Source organism: Bacillus sp. FJAT-14266 (genome assembly GCF_001719225.1).
Classification (GTDB): domain Bacteria; phylum Bacillota; class Bacilli; order Bacillales; family Bacillaceae; genus Bacillus; species Bacillus subtilis.
Genome location: NZ_CP017072.1, coordinates 1545333 through 1561978 on the forward strand (window position 1 = coordinate 1545333; position 16646 = coordinate 1561978).

The window sequence follows — 16646 nt, forward strand, 5'->3', positions numbered from 1 at the left end:
ACGGAGGACATTATGTTTGTAGATCAGGTCAAAGTATATGTAAAAGGCGGCGACGGCGGCAACGGTATGGTTGCGTTTCGCCGTGAAAAATATGTGCCGAAAGGCGGCCCTGCCGGCGGTGACGGAGGTAAGGGAGGAGACGTCGTTTTTGAAGTAGATGAAGGTCTCCGCACCCTGATGGATTTTAGATACAAAAAACACTTTAAAGCGATTCGCGGCGAGCATGGCATGTCCAAAAACCAGCACGGACGAAATGCTGATGATATGGTTATTAAAGTTCCGCCGGGCACCGTTGTGACAGACGATGATACAAAACAGGTCATCGCTGATTTAACAGAGCACGGACAGCGGGCTGTCATTGCAAGAGGCGGAAGAGGCGGAAGAGGGAATAGCCGCTTTGCTACACCGGCTAATCCCGCGCCTCAGCTTTCAGAAAACGGCGAGCCGGGAAAAGAACGCTACATTGTTCTTGAATTAAAAGTGCTTGCGGATGTCGGGCTTGTCGGGTTCCCGAGTGTGGGAAAATCGACTTTGCTGTCTGTTGTCTCATCTGCAAAACCGAAAATTGCGGACTATCACTTTACAACGCTTGTCCCGAATCTCGGCATGGTTGAAACGGATGACGGACGCAGCTTTGTCATGGCTGATTTGCCAGGACTGATTGAAGGCGCACACCAAGGCATCGGACTGGGCCACCAGTTTTTGCGCCATATTGAACGGACGAGGGTTATTGTTCACGTCATTGACATGTCGGGCTTAGAGGGCCGCGATCCGTATGAGGATTATCTTACGATTAACCAGGAGCTGAGCGAGTACAATCTGCGTCTCACTGAGCGTCCGCAAATTATCGTTGCAAATAAAATGGACATGCCGGAGGCTGCGGAAAATCTCGAAGCCTTTAAAGAAAAGCTGACGGATGATTATCCGGTATTCCCGATCAGTGCGGTGACAAGAGAAGGTCTGCGTGAGCTTCTGTTTGAGGTTGCCAATCAGCTTGAGAACACACCGGAATTCCCGCTGTATGACGAGGAAGAGCTTACACAAAACCGTGTCATGTACACGATGGAAAATGAAGAAGTGCCATTTAACATTACACGCGATCCAGACGGTGTATTTGTGCTTTCAGGAGACAGCCTTGAGCGGTTATTCAAGATGACTGATTTCTCACGTGATGAATCGGTTAAACGGTTTGCAAGACAGATGCGCGGAATGGGTGTTGATGAAGCACTCAGAGAACGCGGAGCCAAGGATGGAGATATAATCAGGCTTCTGGAATTTGAATTTGAATTTATTGATTAATGAATGTTGGCTGAAAAGAGAGCCTGGTGCCAGGCTCTCTATTTTAAAGGGGGGATGCAAATGAAAGAGGAGACATTTTATCTTGTCCGTGAAGATGTATTGCCCGATGCAATGAGAAAAACATTAGAAGTCAAAAAGCTGCTTGATCGAAAAAAAGCAGATTCAGTAGCAGATGCCGTTCAAAAGGTCGATTTAAGCAGAAGTGCGTTTTATAAATACAGGGATGCTGTTTTTCCATTCTACACCATGGTAAAAGAACAAATTATCACACTTTTCTTTCATTTGGAGGATAGGTCAGGTGCGTTATCTCAGCTTCTTCAGGCGGTAGCTGATTCTGGAAGCAACGTTCTTTCCATTCACCAGACCATTCCGCTTCAAGGCAGAGCAAATGTGACACTGTCTATCAGTACGTCGGCAATGGAAGAAGACATTCATACATTAATGAATAAGCTCAGGAAGTTTGATTTTGTAGAAAAGGTTGAAATATTAGGTTCAGGTGCATAAGGGAGAGAAAATCGTCATGAAAGTCGGTTATTTAGGTCCAGCAGCTACATTTACACATCTAGCAGTCAGTTCTTGTTTTCAAAACGGCGCCGAACATGTTGCTTACCGCACCATTCCGGAGTGTATAGATGCAGCCGTTGCAGGCGAAGTTGATTTTGCTTTTGTTCCTTTGGAAAATGCTTTAGAAGGATCTGTTAATCTAACAATAGACTATTTAATACATGAACAGCCCTTGCCAATCGTGGGTGAAATGACGTTGCCGATTCATCAGCACTTGCTCGTTCATCCCTCAAGAGAGAATGCATGGAAAGAGCTCGACAGAATTTACTCGCATTCACACGCGATTGCGCAATGCCATAAATTTCTCCATCGACATTTTCCTTCCGTTCCATATGAATACGCCAATTCTACCGGGGCGGCAGCAAAGTTTGTCAGTGACCATCCAGAGCTGAATATCGGGGTCATTGCCAATGATATGGCAGCTTCTACATACGAATTAAAAATCGTGAAACGGGATATACAGGATTATAGGGACAATCATACAAGATTTGTTATCCTGTCTCCTGATGAAAACATATCTTTTGAAGTGAATTCAAAATTGAGTTCTAGGCCCAAAACGACCTTAATGGTCATGCTGCCGCAGGATGATCAGTCCGGGGCGCTGCATAGAGTGCTGTCTGCATTTTCTTGGAGAAATTTAAACTTGTCAAAAATTGAGTCACGTCCGACTAAAACCGGATTAGGCCATTATTTCTTTATTATTGATATTGAGAAAGCGTTTGATGATGTATTGATTCCAGGGGCCATGCAGGAGCTTGAAGCGCTCGGCTGCAAAGTAAAGCTCCTGGGTGCATACCAGTCTTACCAATTATAAAAAAGCCCTCTAGAGGGCTTTTTTTAGTCTTTAATTAAAATGCCGGCTTCTTCGAGGGCTTGGCAAGCTTGATCGATGCGATGTTCATCAGGTGCTGTCAGTGTATGCAGGTGCACGCCGTCGGTCAGCTGTGATAAGTAGGCAGCATTCGTAGAATTGATTTTTTTAATGAAATGGCTAACTTCCTTCCGGGTGCCTACTTGGATGGCTGCAGTTAAATCTCCATACACGGGATGCTCGATTTTTACGTCTTTTACTGTAACGCCTTCGTCGACGATGAGCTGCAGTTCCTCTTCTGTCCGTTCAGGACCGTGCAGACATGCTATGATTCTTTCTGCCTGCTGGTGCTGCTGAGCGGCTGCATCCATGTATACATATCCTTGGCTTGTGGCGATAATCGGTACATTTTTCGCTTTCAAGAGCGATATATCCTGTACAATAACCTGTCTTGAAACGTTCGCTTTTTTTGCGAGTTCTCCTCCTGTCAGCGGTGATTTAGATTCCTTCAGCCACAGAAGAAGCTGGTCACGCCTGTTGGCGCCCATTAGCTTTAATTCTTCGGTCAATATCAAATTCTCCTTTCTTTTGTTCCCAAAGCACTGTAAACGTATGTAATAACTGTTCCAGCTGTTCAGCTGTTGTATGCCTGCCAAAAGAGATGCGGATAAATTGCAGAGCTTCTTGTTCGGTTTTTCTTAATGCTTTCATTGTTTCAGACGGACCGTGGTAACCTGCAGAACAAGCGCTGCCGGTTGAAATGCAAATATTACTCCGATTACATTCTAACATAACATATTGTCCTTCAAATGAGTGAAAAAAACACCCTATAATATGCGGAAGACATTCTGCTTGCGAAGTGTCTGCCGCAAGGGTTACAGGGAGAGACCGAATACGGATTTGGTCTAGAAAGTAAGTTCTTAATGCCTCATTGCGGGATATCTGTTTTTCCATTTCGCTTACGATCAATTCTGCAGCGGCAGTGAAGGCACCGATCCCGGGAACATTTACGGTGCCGGCTCTGAATCCGTATTCGTGAGTAGTCAGAGGATAAACGGGTTTCCAAGGGACATCCGGACGGATATAGACCGCCCCTACTCCTTTTGGACCGTGGATTTTATGGCTGGACATTGAGAGTGCATCTACTCCCAGATTTTTTGTATTGATCGGGATCTTTCCAAACGTTTGAACAGCGTCGCAATGAAGAAGAATGCCCTTATTGTGCAGGTATGAAGACAGGCGGTGAATGGGCTGAATGATCCCGGTTTCAGAATTTGCATGCTGAATAGATACAAGGCCTGTTTCCGGCCGGATATGGGCTAGTAATATTTCCTCGGTAATAAGCCCGTATTCATTCGGTTCAATGACTGTTACATCATATCCCTGCTGTTCCAAAAAAGCAGCGCAATTATGAATGGACTGATGCTCCATGGCAGTCGTAATAAAATGTCTTTTCGTTTTTGGCAGGCCGTTTAGCAATGATTGAATGGCCAGAAAATTGGATTCAGTGCCGCCGCTTGTAAAATAGATGCCGCTTGCTTCTCCGCCAATGATGTTGGCGATTTTTTCACGGCAGTACTCCAGTATGTGCTTTGCTTTTCCTCCTGCATCATGCAGGCTGCTGGCATTTCCGTACATATCCATACTAAGCTTCTGATATACAGTAAGGGCTTCCTCACAAATAGGCGTTGTCGCTGCATAATCTAAATAAATCATCCGGTCTTCCTCCATCCGTTCTCCATAAAAAACTCTTGAGTTTATTTTATCCTTGTGTAAATATAGGTGTCAAGACAGGTGTAAACAACAGGAGGATGGCATATGTCTAAAAAGACGATTGCAGTCATCGGTTCAGGGGCGGCGGCACTTTCCTTAGCTGCAGCTTTCCCGCCCTCATACGAAGTGACTGTTATCACAAAAAAAAGCGTCAAAAACAGCAATTCTGTCTATGCACAAGGCGGGATTGCTGCGGCCTATGCAAAAGATGACTCGATTGAAGCCCATCTGGAGGATACGTTATACGCAGGATGCGGCCATAATAATCTAGCTATTGCAGCAGACGTATTACATGATGGAAAAATGATGGTTCAAAGCCTATTGGAGCGTGGATTTCCATTCGACCGCAATGAACGAGGCGGTGTTTGTCTTGGAAGAGAAGGGGCCCACTCATACAACCGCATATTTCATGCAGGCGGAGACGCAACAGGCAGGCTGCTTATCGATTATTTGCTCAAACGGATCAACAGCAAAATCAAGTTAATCGAGAATGAAATGGCAGCAGATTTGCTTATAGAGGACGGACGATGTATCGGCGTCATGACAAAAGACAGCAAAGGGCGGCTCAAGGTAAGGCACGCAGACGAAGTTGTGCTGGCTGCCGGCGGCTGTGGAAACCTGTTTCTTCACCATACGAATGATCTCACTGTCACAGGTGACGGTCTTTCTCTGGCTTACCGGGCCGGGGCGGAATTAACGGATTTGGAGTTTACTCAGTTTCACCCGACACTGCTTGTGAAAAATGGTGTTTTCTACGGGCTTGTTTCAGAAGCTGTCAGAGGGGAAGGCGGATGTTTAGTAGACGAAAACGGCCGCAGGATTATGGCTGAACGGCATCCTTTAGGTGACCTGGCTCCAAGAGATATTGTCTCACGGGTTATTCACGAAGAAATGGCAAAAGGAAATCGCGTTTATATAGACTTCAGTGCGATTTCTGATTTTGAAACGCGTTTCCCTACTATCACCGCTATTTGTGAAAAAGCAGGGATTGATATCCACAGCGGAAAAATTCCTGTTGCTCCGGGAATGCATTTCTTAATGGGAGGTGTTTCAGTTAATCGCTGGGGAGAAACGACAGTGCCGGGGCTTTATGCGATTGGCGAGACAGCATGCTCCGGTTTACATGGAGCAAACCGGCTTGCAAGCAATTCTTTATTGGAAGCGCTGGTATTTGGAAAAAGGGCAGCAGAGCATATTATCCAAAAACCGGTTTATAACAGGCAATATCAATCAGGGCTAGAAACCAGTGTCGTCTACGAGGTGCCGGATATAGAGGTGTATGAACTGCAAAGCAAAATGACAAGCCACATGTCTATTCTGCGGGAACAAAGCAGTTTGATTGAGCTTAGCATCTGGCTTCATACGCTGCCTTTTCAGGAAGTAAATGTGAAGGATATCACAATTCGGCAGATGGAGCTTTCTCATCTATGGCAAACTGCAAAGCTGATGACGTTTTCTGCGCTTTTGCGGGAGGAAAGCAGAGGGGCTCACTTCCGAACCGATTTTCCTCATGCTGAGGTGAGCTGGCAAGGAAGACAAATTGTCCATACAAAAAAAGGAACGAAGATCAGAAAAAACGAGGGGATTTGGAACAATGAATCATTTACAGCTGAAAAAATTACTGAATCACTTTTTTCTTGAGGATATTGGGACAGGGGATCTTACATCACAGTCTATTTTTGGAGAACAGAGCTGTGAAGCGGAGATTGTTGCAAAGTCAGAGGGTATTTTTGCAGGAGCAGCGATCATAAAAGAAGGCTTTTCGTTATTGGACGAAAATGTTCAAATCATTTTAAACAAAAAAGATGGGGACATGTTGCATAAAGGTGAAGTGATTGCCGAGTTACACGGTCCCGCAGCTGCGCTCCTTTCAGGAGAGCGGGTCGTATTAAATCTTATTCAGAGGCTGTCAGGAATTGCGACAATGACAAGAGAGGCTGTTCGGTGTCTGGATGATGAACAGATTAAAATTTGTGACACGAGAAAAACAACACCGGGGCTCAGAATGCTGGAGAAATATGCTGTCAGAGCCGGCGGCGGGTATAATCATCGATTCGGTTTGTATGACGGCATCATGATTAAAGATAATCATATCGCAGCATGCGGCTCTATTTTAGAGGCGTGCAAAAAAGCCCGTCAGGCCGCAGGGCACATGGTAAATATCGAGGTGGAAATTGAAACGGAGGGACAGCTGCGGGAAGCAATTGCAGCTGGAGCGGATGTTATTATGTTTGACAACTGTCCGCCTGATACGGTCCGTCATTTTGCAAAGCTCACACCGGCTCATATAAAAACTGAAGCCTCTGGCGGGATTACGTTAGAATCTTTGCCTGCTTTTAAAGGGACGGGTGTGAATTATATTTCATTAGGATTTCTGACTCATTCCGTCAAAAGTTTAGATATCAGCATGGATGTTACGTTATCAAATGAATCTGTGGAGGAATGCCGTTATGTCAATTCTTGATGTGATCAAACAATCGAATGATATGATGCCCGAAAGTTATAAAGAACTATCGAGAAAGGATATGGAAACGCGCGTTGCCGCCATTAAGAAAAAGTTCGGCAGCAGGCTCTTTATACCAGGCCATCATTATCAAAAGGATGAAGTGATACAATTTGCTGACCAAACAGGCGACTCCCTGCAATTGGCCCAAGTAGCGGAAAAAAACAAAGAAGCGGATTATATCGTATTTTGCGGCGTTCACTTTATGGCAGAAACCGCCGATATGCTGACAAGCGAGCAGCAAACGGTCGTCCTGCCAGATATGAGAGCTGGATGTTCTATGGCTGACATGGCTGACATGCAGCAGACCAATAGGGCATGGAAGAAGCTTCAGAATATATTTGGAGATACGATCATACCTTTAACTTATGTGAACTCCACTGCAGAGATCAAGGCATTCGTCGGAAAGCATGGCGGAGCAACTGTGACTTCTTCGAATGCGAAAAAAGTGCTTGAATGGGCGTTTACACAGAAAAAAAGAATTTTATTTTTGCCTGATCAGCATTTAGGGAGAAATACGGCTTATGATCTGGGCATTGCGCTTGAAGATATGGCTGTGTGGGACCCGATGAAAGATGAATTAGTAGCTGAATCCGGTCATACGAATGTGAAAGTGATTTTGTGGAAAGGGCATTGCTCTGTTCACGAGAAATTCACCACTAAAAATATCCATGATATGAGAGAGCGAGACCCCGACATTCAGATCATTGTGCACCCGGAATGCTCACACGAAGTCGTGACACTAAGCGATGATAACGGATCAACGAAATATATTATCGACACAATCAATCAGGCTCCGACGGGAAGCAAGTGGGCAATCGGGACAGAAATGAATCTTGTTCAGCGGATCATTCACGAGCATCCAGATAAACAAATCGAATCACTCAACCCTGACATGTGCCCTTGCCTGACAATGAACCGAATTGATTTGCCGCATTTGTTGTGGTCGCTGGAACAAATTGAAAAAGGAGAACCTTCAGGCGTCATCAAGGTGCCAAAAGCCATTCAGGAAGATGCACTCCTTGCCCTGAATCGAATGCTTTCGATCACGTAGATCAGAAATATTTTCCCTTCCTTTACTCATAACTTCTTTTGTTCAGGCATATGTTGTGAAGAAACATATTGTAATCACAGCTGAACTGTTCACGTTTTGCATAGGAGGGGAAAACGTTGAAAATCCATATCGTTCAAAAAGGCGATTCGCTCTGGAAAATAGCTGAAAAGTACGGAGTCGATGTTGAGGAAGTGAAAAAACTCAATACACAGCTTAGCAATCCAGACTTAATCATGCCTGGAATGAAAATAAAAGTGCCGTCAGAAGGAGTCCCGGTCAGAAAAGAGCCAAAAGCGGGCAAAAGTCCTGCGGCCGGGAGTGTGAAGCAAGAACATCCATATGCGAAAGAGAAGCCTAAATCCGTTGTCGATGTAGAAGACACAAAGCCGAAAGAAAAGAAGTCCATGCCGTATGTCCCGCCGATGCCTAATTTGCAGGAAAATGTGTACCCTGAAGCTGATGTGAACGATTATTATGATATGAAACAGCTTTTCCAGCCTTGGTCGCCTCCTAAACCGGAGGAGCCGAAAAAACATCATGACGGAAATATGGATCATATGTATCATATGCAAGACCAATTTCCACAACAGGAGGCTATGAGTAATATGGAAAATGCAAATTATCCGAATATGCCTAATATGCCAAAGGCGCCAGAGGTAGGCGGTATAGAAGAGGAAAACGTTCATCACACAGTTCCGAATATGCCGATGCCGGCTGTTCAGCCTTATTATCATTATCCGGCTCATTTCGTACCGTGTCCGGTGCCTGTTTCGCCAATTCTTCCAGGATCAGGATTATGCTATCCGTACTATCCGGCACAAGCTTATCCAATGCATCCGATGCATGGATACCAGCCAGGCTTTGTATCGCCTCAGTATGACCCGGGTTATGAAAACCAGCATCATGAAAACAGCCATCACGGACATTACGGTTCATACGGTGCGCCGCAATACGCATCTCCGGCTTATGGATCTCCGTATGGACATATGCCGTATGGCCCTTATTACGGCACTCCCCAAGTAATGGGAGCATACCAGCCTGCTGCGGCTCATGGTTACATGCCATACAAAGATCATGACGACTGCGGCTGTGACGGTGATCATCAGCCATATTTCTCTGCGTCTGGCCATTCGGGAATGGGAGCTTATGGAAGCCCTAATATGCCATATGGCACAGCTAACCCAAATCCAAACCCATATTCGGCAGGAGTTTCTATGCCAATGACGAACCAGCCTTCTGTAAACCAAATGTTTGGCCGTCCGGAAGAAGAAAATGAGTGATCGTTCGGAACGATGTAAATCGTTCCTTTTTTTGTTTTCAAGCAGATCACTGCCAAATGGAGAGAACTGACACGCTTAACATGCCCCCCATACGCACATGATAAAAGCGAGCAAACATGCTCAATTCGTCCACGGGGGGTTTTTCCATTGGGTAAAAAAATGACGATCGCTAGCCTGATTCTAATGACAGCCGGCTTAACAGCATGCGGAGCAAACGATAATGCTATGAATGATACGCGCAATAACGGCAATACCCGTCCAATCGGATATTATACAAATGAAAATGACGCCGATAGACAGGGAGACGGAATCGACCACGATGGTCCTGTTTCTGAATTAATGGAGGATCAGAACGACGGTAACCGAAACACCACGAATGTAAATAACCGTGACCGTGTTACTGCTGACGATCGTGTTCCTTTGGCAACTGACGGAACATATAACAACACGAATAACCGAAACATGAATCGGAATGCAGCGAACAACGGGTATGACAACCAAGAAAACAGAAGACTGGCTGCAAAAATTGCCAACCGTGTGAAACAAGTGAAAAACGTCAATGACACACAAGTTATGGTATCCGATGACCGAGTAGTTATCGCAGTCAAAAGCCACAGAGAGTTCACAAAGTCTGACAGAGATAATGTTGTAAAAGCAGCGCGCAACTATGTAAATGGCCGTGACGTCCAAGTATCAACAGATAAAGGGCTGTTCAGAAAACTTCATAAAATGAACAACCGCTAGGAAGGAAGGGCTGCCGGAAGTGATATTCGGCAGCCTTTTTCTTTGCATCAGCGAACATTTCCCATTAAAGTGTACATAGAAAATGTAAAAGAAGGTGAAAACATGGCAGGCCATTCCAAGTGGAAAAACATTCAAAAAAGAAAAAATGCACAGGATGCAAAGCGCGGGAAAATATTTATGAAGCTGGCAAAAGAAATCTATGTGGCAGCGAAAGAAGGCGGAGCGGATCCAGAAGCAAATTCAGCATTGCGTCTTGTCATCGAAAAAGCAAAAGGCGCCAATATGCCGAATGAAAATATAGATCGGGCCATTAAAAAAGCTGCGGGAGGCCAAGACGGAAGCAGCTATGAAGAAATCACCTATGAAGGCTACGGCCCTTCAGGGATTGCCGTCATGGTTGAATGCGTAACAGATAATAAAAACCGAACGGCGTCAAATGTGCGGACAGCCTTTAATAAAAATGGCGGAAGTCTGGGAGAAAGCGGATGTGTAGCCTTTTTATTTGAACGAAAGGGGTTCATTACGATAGACCGTACTGAACGGCAAATAGAAGAAGATGAGCTCATGCTTGATGTGCTTGAAGCAGGAGGAGAAGAGCTGCGAATTGAAGAAGACCTATATGAGGTTTTCACAGAGCCTGAGCATTTTGAAGAGGTGAAAACAGCCCTCGAATCGAAATATCTAATTTCTTCGGCGGAGGTGACCATGCTTCCCAATACCTATGCAGAAGCCGATGATCAGGCTGTTGAGAAGCTGGAAACATTAATAGACGTCCTTGAAGATGACGATGATGTTCAAGAAGTGTATACAAACTATCGTTCATAAAAAACCGGCACGAGGTCATATCGGGCCGGTTTTAGTATGTTCAGGAGACACGTTCACTTTCATGAGTGTATTCTTTCTCCCAGAAATCAGCGTTTTTGATACCCAGCGCTTTTGGATCAAAGATCGGGTCTAAGCCCTGCTTCTTTTGGCGCTCATAATCCTTTAAAGCAAGGAGCGCCGGCTTGGCAAGCAGCACAATGGCAATGACGTTCAGCCATACCATAATGCCAAGCCCTGCATCCCCTAATGCCCAAGCAAGTGAAGCTGTTTTCACAGTACCATAGAATGTGGCGGCTAAAATAATCAGTTTTAAGCCAAGCATTGCCCATTTGCTTTCTCTGCCTCGTGCTAAATAGGCGATATTTGTTTCTGCGATGTAGTAATACGCCATAATTGTTGTAAAAGCGAAGAAGAATAAAGCGATGGCAACAAAGCCTGCACCGAATCCGGGAAGAACACTGTCAATTGCCGCTTGTGTGAAACCAGGTCCTGCTTCTATGCCTTTAAGCTGGTGAACGATAAAGGAACCATCTGCAGCCTGGGTATTGTACATGCCGGTAAACAAGATCATGAAAGCTGTAGCGGAACATACAAACAAGGTGTCAATATAAACAGAAAATGCCTGAACCAGTCCCTGCTTGACCGGATGAGAAACTTCTGCAGCGGCTGCCGGATGCGGGCCTGTTCCCTGGCCGGCTTCGTTTGAGTAAATGCCACGTTTAACGCCCCAGGAAATCGCCATGCCGATCAAGCCGCCAAAAGCGGAATCCAATGCAAAGGCGCTTTTGAATATTAATGAGAGCACAGCAGGTAATTCAGACACATTCATGACAATAATAATCAAAGACAGCAGGATATATCCAATGGCCATAAATGGAACAATCATTTGCGCCGCACTGGCAATTCGTTTGACGCCGCCAAAAATAATGAACCCTAATAATAAAACCAGACCACACCCTGTGACGAAAGGAGAGATGCCGAATGCATTTTGGATCCCAGCCGCAATGGAGTTGGACTGTACGCCCGGCATTAGAAAGGCCATTGCAATAAGGGCAGCAGCGGCAAATAAGACGGCAAACCACTTAATGCCTAAGCCTTTTTCTATATAATAAGCAGGGCCGCCCCGATATTGACCGTCTTGTTTCACTTTGTAAATTTGAGCAAGCGTTGATTCTACAAAGGCACTCGCCGCCCCGATAAAGGCAATCGCCCACATCCAGAACACTGCACCGGGTCCGCCGAATGCAATTGCTGTCGCCACTCCCGCGATGTTTCCTGTGCCCACACGGCCGGACAGCGCAATCGATAACGCTTGGAAAGATGAAACGCCGGCTTCAGAGCTCTTGCCTTTGAACATCTGAACAATCATTTCTTTTAAATGTCGGACTTGTAAAAAACGGGTCATAATTGAAAAGGCGAATCCAATTCCCAATAAAATATAAATGACGGGCGTACTCCATAAGACCGCATTCAAACTAGCAACAAAATCTGCCATCAAGCTTCCCCCTCACTTCAAATTCGAATACATGTATAAAAAGGATTTTGGTCTAATCGAACTATTTCTACAATCGATTTGTCACATTATATGACCTGTAATTATCAATAAGAAGAGGAAGGGAAAAAGAAAAAACGCGGCGTATCGACTACGCTGCGTTTTTCTACAGAGGCAAACTTATGGCAATTGTTATAAAATCCTTCAGCAACAAATAGCCTAGTTCAGTCAAACCGTATATAAAGGATAAAGCAATCACAAAATGATTGAAATGCTTGTCATCATTTGTTCCGTTCATCTTATTCATGTTTCATCACCTCACTGACGCCTGCGGCGGTTCTTCACGGATCCAATGATCATCTTTTCGCCAATCATACGTTTCATCAGTATCAAGATGTAAAGTCTGATTGCCGATTTTCACTGTATTGTGATTGATCCACGTCACTGCTGGGCGGCTGTCCGGGTAATTCCAGTAGATTGTTCTCTTGACAAGTGTTTTTTCATTTACAAGTTCACCTCTGGCTGCATCTAAGCTCAAGATGTTTTCGGATACATAAGTGTTTAACGTATAGCTGCCGTCCGGCGATTCAACCGATTGGACGAGATTGCCTTTCGGAACGTTTTTTAGTGAAAATAACATCCAATAGATGGCGCCGCCGAAGAAGACCAGCAGGGCAAACATAATAAGCGGGATGTTGCTGCGTGTCTTAATGTGACTCTCTCCCTTTTTTTCTCTCATTTTACTATATATCGGATTCATATGATCTTTACATTTCTTTAAAATTACCTTAATAAAGCAATGATAAGATGAAATAAAGCCAATAAAGGGTGAGGGGAGACAGAAATGGAAAAAACGTATTGTCATTCCGGCGAGAAGGACCCAGAAGCGGTCTACTTAACTGTGAGAGGCTATCGAATTAAGCTGTCGCCTGAACAAATGAAACTGATTTCTGCCGTCAGAAAGTAAAAAATACATGATAAAGGCAGCCGCTTGTGCGGCTGCCTTTTTGATTTAAGAATATTTTCTTTTCCGCTGTGCGAAATGCTTTTGAAACCAATCTTTCTTATATAAAAATGCGATAATCTCCAGCCAAAAACCCGGAATCTTTTTGGGGAATATCGGTTTTTTGTAGAGTGCATGATATGCGGATTTTAAGTCGTCCCACTGCGTGCATGTTTTTGTCTGCTCAAATCTCGCAACATCAATCACCCGCACCGCCCCGGTTTCTGTCAATATCAGATTCCGCAAATGAATATCTGACGGGTTCAGTCCGGCTGCCCGGGCGTCAGAAAGCGCTTCTTCAACCTGCTGAATCATGTCATCACTGATTGCAATGCCTTTCTTCAGACAGTTATAAAAGGTTTCACCTTTAATATATTCCATGAGAATAAATGAATCGCCAGTTTCGTAAATGTCAGGATAGAATGCGGACCCGGCTAATTTTTCATAGATCGCTGCTTCTTTGACTGCTGTCGCTTGATATTCCGGAAAAAATACTTTCAGCGCCATTTTTCGACCGCCTTCTGTTAAGGCAAACACATAGGCGCTTCTTCCCTTGCCGATTAGTGTTAATTCCTCGGATTTCTCTTTGACTTTATCAAATCTGCTGTTCTTGCGGTATATGACGGTATGGGCCAGTGCCTCTGCTTTTGTCAGCATTTCATTCACCTTCTTTGCGCTATTTTATGCAGCTGTTTATAGGAAAATCATAAACTGTTCAGGAAAAAGAGCCTAATTCTAGTGTATCTGGTCTTGAAGAAGAAGGCTACTTATAAGCATGAATTGTGATAAAAGAGACATAGAACGTTTAATTTCCATTCTTGAAAAGCGCTTACAAATGGGATAGTATTAATTTTAAATAAAGCGCTTTCGTGAATGATCAAGGGGGAAGAAGCCATGACAAAACAGATTGTAACAGGGATTATCGGTGCAGGCCGCATCGGCAAACTTCATGTTCAAAATATAAGCCGGATTCCTCACATGAAAATAAAAGCAGTCTCTGACATTCAGGCAAGCCGTATAAAAAGCTGGGCCGACAGTCATCAGATTGAATACATAACCTCTGATTATCGTGATTTATTACATGATCCTGATATTGATGCTATTTTTATTTGCTCTCCTACAGCCGTACATGCACAGATGATCAAAGAAGCAGCCGAGGCGAAAAAGCATATATTTTGTGAGAAGCCCGTTAGTTTCTCTCTGGACGAAACGAGTGAAGCGCTTGCGGCTGTCCGGAAACACGGGGTAACACTTCAAGTCGGATTTAACCGCCGCTTTGATCCTCATTTTAAGAAAATCAAAACGATTGTTGAAAATGGTCAAATCGGTACACCTCATTTATTAAGAATCACGTCCCGGGACCCAGAACCTCCGAATATAGATTATGTCCGTACGTCAGGCGGATTGTTTATGGATATGTCGATCCATGATTTTGATATGGCCAGATATATTATGGGAAGCGAAGTGACGGAAGTGTATGCCAAAGGGGCGGCTTTGGTGAATCCTTCTTTCGCGGAGCTGGGTGATATTGATACAGCTGTTATTACACTGACTTTTGAAAACGGTGCCATGGCTGTGATTGATAACAGCCGCCAAGCTGTGTACGGATATGACCAGCGGGTTGAGGTTTTCGGGACGAAAGGCTCTGCAGCGGCTGACAATAGCAGGCCGACTACGGTTGAGGTGTCAACAGCTGATTTTGTGATGAAGGATAAACCGCATTTCTTTTTCCTTGAACGCTATAAGGATTCATATGAGGAGGAGATTCTCTGTTTTGCAGAAGCGATCGGCACAAACCAGGAGACTCCCTGCACCGGCAATGACGGTTTACAGGCCGGAAGGATCGCCAGAGCAGCACAGCAATCGCTTGCTTTTGGCATGCCTGTTAGCATTGAGCACACTGAAAAAATCGCTTTTTAATCTAACAGGATTACAATTCAGCAAGCTTGGGTATATACTCCATTGATACTTTAAGTAGGCGGTGGAGAAAATGAATACAGTACATGCTAAAGGAAATGTTTTGAACAAAATCGGAATTCCTTCTCACATGGTTTGGGGTTATATTGGCGTTGTCATCTTTATGGTTGGAGACGGCCTCGAACAAGGCTGGCTGTCTCCTTTTCTCGTTGATCATGGTCTCAGTATGCAGCAATCCGCATCGTTATTTACCATGTACGGCATTGCTGTCACCATCTCAGCTTGGCTTTCAGGAACGTTTGTCCAAACTTGGGGGCCGAGAAAAACGATGACTGTCGGATTGCTTGCATTTATCCTCGGTTCGGCCGCTTTTATCGGCTGGGCGATTCCTCATATGTATTATCCGGCTCTCTTGGGCAGCTATGCTCTTAGAGGCTTGGGATATCCGCTGTTTGCATACTCTTTTCTCGTATGGGTGTCATACAGCACCTCTCAAAATATTCTCGGAAAAGCCGTCGGATGGTTTTGGTTTATGTTTACGTGCGGCCTTAACGTGCTCGGCCCGTTCTATTCCAGCTATGCAGTTCCGGCCTTTGGAGAAATCAATACGCTTTGGAGCGCTTTACTGTTTGTGGCGGCAGGCGGAATTCTTGCCTTATTTTTTAACAAAGATAAATTTACTCCGATACAAAAACAAGATCAGCCGAAATGGAAAGAACTGTCGAAGGCATTTACGATTATGTTTGAAAACCCTAAGGTAGGCATCGGCGGAGTGGTCAAGACGATTAATGCGATAGGACAATTTGGATTTGCCATCTTTCTTCCTACTTATTTAGCACGATACGGGTATTCGGTTTCGGAATGGCTGCAAATATGGGGGACGCTGTTTTTTGTGAATATTGTGTTTAATATCATTTTCGGTGCAGTCGGAGATAAACTTGGCTGGCGCAATACGGTCATGTGGTTTGGCGGTGTCGGATGCGGTATTTTTACGCTGGCGCTGTATTACACGCCTCAGCTGATCGGGCATCAGTATTGGGTGCTCATGATTATCGCCTGCTGCTACGGCGCGGCTTTAGCAGGGTACGTCCCATTAAGCGCGCTTTTGCCGACGCTTGCACCTGATAATAAAGGTGCTGCCATGTCAGTGTTGAATTTGGGATCTGGTTTATGTGCGTTTATCGCGCCGGGCATCGTGAGTCTTTTCATTGGGCCGCTCGGTGCAGGCGGCGTGATTTGGATCTTTGCGGCATTGTATTTTTTCAGTGCCTTTCTGACGCGATTCTTGACAATTTCTGAGCAAAGCACAGATGTGTATACGGAGGAACGGTTTGTCAGGGAAAATGTGCAGACAAATTTTGATAAAACGGTTAAGCAGTAG

18 protein-coding genes are annotated in these 16646 nt (G+C 44.8%); 12 read left to right on the plus strand and 6 right to left on the minus strand.

Going from position 1 to position 16646, the window contains the following annotated elements:
- The first annotated feature begins 12 nt into the window (after positions 1 to 12).
- From obgE to pheA, 3 genes are read left to right on the plus strand one after another with little or no spacing between them, the layout of a single operon-like run.
- Entirely contained in the window at positions 13 to 1299 is a 1287-nt protein-coding gene (gene obgE / locus BGM23_RS07970; RefSeq protein ID WP_029727119.1) for a GTPase ObgE, read from the plus strand.
- Between the two features lie 60 nt (positions 1300 to 1359).
- On the plus strand, positions 1360 to 1803 hold the full coding sequence (thrR, locus tag BGM23_RS07975; protein WP_003222630.1) for a transcriptional regulator ThrR: 444 nt from the start codon (positions 1360 to 1362) through the stop codon (positions 1801 to 1803).
- Between the two features lie 16 nt (positions 1804 to 1819).
- Positions 1820 to 2677: a prephenate dehydratase gene (gene pheA / locus BGM23_RS07980; protein ID WP_029727120.1), complete on the plus strand. Its 858-nt coding sequence runs from the start codon at positions 1820 to 1822 to the stop codon at positions 2675 to 2677.
- A 23-nt stretch (positions 2678 to 2700) separates the two neighbouring features.
- Here the strand turns inward: pheA and BGM23_RS07985 are convergent, their stop codons facing one another.
- Together BGM23_RS07985 and nifS are read right to left on the minus strand one after the other, a co-directional pair.
- Positions 2701 to 3243 carry a transcription repressor NadR gene (locus BGM23_RS07985; protein ID WP_004398582.1) on the minus strand — a complete coding sequence of 181 codons (543 nt, stop codon included), beginning with the start codon at positions 3241 to 3243 and terminating at the stop codon, positions 2701 to 2703.
- Entirely contained in the window at positions 3203 to 4390 is a 1188-nt protein-coding gene (nifS, locus tag BGM23_RS07990) for a cysteine desulfurase NifS (protein ID WP_029727121.1), read from the minus strand. Before nifS ends, BGM23_RS07985 begins: the two co-directional genes overlap by 41 nt.
- Before the next feature lie 102 nt (positions 4391 to 4492).
- Between nifS and nadB the strand changes: the two genes are divergently transcribed.
- The 6 genes from nadB (at position 4493) to BGM23_RS08020 (ending at position 10853) form a co-directional block, all read left to right on the plus strand.
- Complete coding sequence (gene nadB, locus BGM23_RS07995; RefSeq protein ID WP_029727122.1) at positions 4493 to 6088, plus strand: L-aspartate oxidase; 1596 nt, start codon at positions 4493 to 4495, stop codon at positions 6086 to 6088.
- Complete coding sequence (gene nadC / locus BGM23_RS08000) at positions 6042 to 6911, plus strand: carboxylating nicotinate-nucleotide diphosphorylase (protein ID WP_029318181.1); 870 nt, start codon at positions 6042 to 6044, stop codon at positions 6909 to 6911. Before nadB ends, nadC begins: the two co-directional genes overlap by 47 nt.
- On the plus strand, positions 6898 to 8004 hold the full coding sequence (nadA, locus tag BGM23_RS08005) for a quinolinate synthase NadA (protein WP_029727123.1): 1107 nt from the start codon (positions 6898 to 6900) through the stop codon (positions 8002 to 8004). The genes nadC and nadA overlap by 14 nt, the downstream gene beginning before the upstream one ends.
- A 116-nt stretch (positions 8005 to 8120) precedes the next feature.
- Positions 8121 to 9284 carry a spore coat assembly protein SafA gene (gene safA, locus BGM23_RS08010; RefSeq protein ID WP_029727124.1) on the plus strand — a complete coding sequence of 388 codons (1164 nt, stop codon included), beginning with the start codon at positions 8121 to 8123 and terminating at the stop codon, positions 9282 to 9284.
- 147 nt (positions 9285 to 9431) lie between these two features.
- A complete protein-coding gene (gene sgpA, locus BGM23_RS08015) occupies positions 9432 to 10028 on the plus strand; it encodes a spore germination protein SgpA (protein WP_029727125.1) in 597 nt (198 codons plus the stop codon).
- Positions 10029 to 10130: 102 nt separating this feature from the next.
- Positions 10131 to 10853 (plus strand): YebC/PmpR family DNA-binding transcriptional regulator, encoded by a 723-nt coding sequence (locus tag BGM23_RS08020; protein ID WP_004398802.1) that lies wholly within the window; start codon positions 10131 to 10133, stop codon positions 10851 to 10853.
- A gap of 40 nt (positions 10854 to 10893) precedes the next feature.
- Here BGM23_RS08020 and BGM23_RS08025 read toward each other — a convergent pair whose 3' ends face one another.
- From BGM23_RS08025 to BGM23_RS21785, 3 genes are all read right to left on the minus strand, one after another.
- Complete coding sequence (locus BGM23_RS08025) at positions 10894 to 12348, minus strand: alanine/glycine:cation symporter family protein (protein ID WP_029727126.1); 1455 nt, start codon at positions 12346 to 12348, stop codon at positions 10894 to 10896.
- A gap of 163 nt (positions 12349 to 12511) precedes the next feature.
- Positions 12512 to 12652 (minus strand): hypothetical protein, encoded by a 141-nt coding sequence (locus tag BGM23_RS08030; RefSeq protein ID WP_029727127.1) that lies wholly within the window; start codon positions 12650 to 12652, stop codon positions 12512 to 12514.
- Between the two features lie 6 nt (positions 12653 to 12658).
- Entirely contained in the window at positions 12659 to 13210 is a 552-nt protein-coding gene (locus tag BGM23_RS21785; protein WP_375847151.1) for a DUF5412 family protein, read from the minus strand.
- On the opposite strand from BGM23_RS21785, the gene BGM23_RS21790 reads away from it, so the two are divergent.
- A complete protein-coding gene (locus BGM23_RS21790) occupies positions 13190 to 13312 on the plus strand; it encodes a hypothetical protein (protein ID WP_003229707.1) in 123 nt (40 codons plus the stop codon). The two genes, BGM23_RS21785 and BGM23_RS21790, sit on opposite strands and share 21 nt — an antisense overlap.
- A gap of 45 nt (positions 13313 to 13357) precedes the next feature.
- On the opposite strand, the gene BGM23_RS08045 is transcribed toward BGM23_RS21790, so the two are convergent.
- Complete coding sequence (locus BGM23_RS08045) at positions 13358 to 14005, minus strand: phosphotransferase (RefSeq protein WP_003246159.1); 648 nt, start codon at positions 14003 to 14005, stop codon at positions 13358 to 13360.
- Between the two features lie 237 nt (positions 14006 to 14242).
- Between BGM23_RS08045 and iolG the strand changes: the two genes are divergently transcribed.
- Together iolG and BGM23_RS08055 are read left to right on the plus strand one after the other, a co-directional pair.
- Positions 14243 to 15268, plus strand: coding sequence for an inositol 2-dehydrogenase (gene iolG, locus BGM23_RS08050; protein WP_029727129.1), 1026 nt, complete (start codon positions 14243 to 14245; stop codon positions 15266 to 15268).
- Positions 15269 to 15338: 70 nt separating this feature from the next.
- A complete protein-coding gene (locus BGM23_RS08055) occupies positions 15339 to 16646 on the plus strand; it encodes an MFS transporter (protein WP_003246197.1) in 1308 nt (435 codons plus the stop codon).

Bases quoted from the DNA above. Each gene is read 5' to 3' on its own strand.
- obgE (WP_029727119.1), top strand. From the start codon at position 13: ATGTTTGTAGATCAGGTCAAAGTATATGTAAAAGGCGGCGACGGCGGC.
- thrR (WP_003222630.1), top strand. From the start codon at position 1,360: ATGAAAGAGGAGACATTTTATCTTGTCCGTGAAGATGTATTGCCCGAT.
- pheA (WP_029727120.1), top strand. From the start codon at position 1,820: ATGAAAGTCGGTTATTTAGGTCCAGCAGCTACATTTACACATCTAGCA.
- nifS (WP_029727121.1), bottom strand. From the start codon at position 4,390: ATGATTTATTTAGATTATGCAGCGACAACGCCTATTTGTGAGGAAGCC.
- nadB (WP_029727122.1), top strand. From the start codon at position 4,493: ATGTCTAAAAAGACGATTGCAGTCATCGGTTCAGGGGCGGCGGCACTT.
- nadC (WP_029318181.1), top strand. From the start codon at position 6,042: ATGAATCATTTACAGCTGAAAAAATTACTGAATCACTTTTTTCTTGAG.
- nadA (WP_029727123.1), top strand. From the start codon at position 6,898: ATGTCAATTCTTGATGTGATCAAACAATCGAATGATATGATGCCCGAA.
- BGM23_RS08020 (WP_004398802.1), top strand. From the start codon at position 10,131: ATGGCAGGCCATTCCAAGTGGAAAAACATTCAAAAAAGAAAAAATGCA.
- BGM23_RS08025 (WP_029727126.1), bottom strand. From the start codon at position 12,348: ATGGCAGATTTTGTTGCTAGTTTGAATGCGGTCTTATGGAGTACGCCC.
- BGM23_RS08030 (WP_029727127.1), bottom strand. From the start codon at position 12,652: ATGAATAAGATGAACGGAACAAATGATGACAAGCATTTCAATCATTTT.
- BGM23_RS21790 (WP_003229707.1), top strand. From the start codon at position 13,190: ATGGAAAAAACGTATTGTCATTCCGGCGAGAAGGACCCAGAAGCGGTC.
- BGM23_RS21785 (WP_375847151.1), bottom strand. From the start codon at position 13,210: ATGACAATACGTTTTTTCCATTTCTGTCTCCCCTCACCCTTTATTGGC.
- BGM23_RS08045 (WP_003246159.1), bottom strand. From the start codon at position 14,005: ATGCTGACAAAAGCAGAGGCACTGGCCCATACCGTCATATACCGCAAG.
- iolG (WP_029727129.1), top strand. From the start codon at position 14,243: ATGACAAAACAGATTGTAACAGGGATTATCGGTGCAGGCCGCATCGGC.
- BGM23_RS08055 (WP_003246197.1), top strand. From the start codon at position 15,339: ATGAATACAGTACATGCTAAAGGAAATGTTTTGAACAAAATCGGAATT.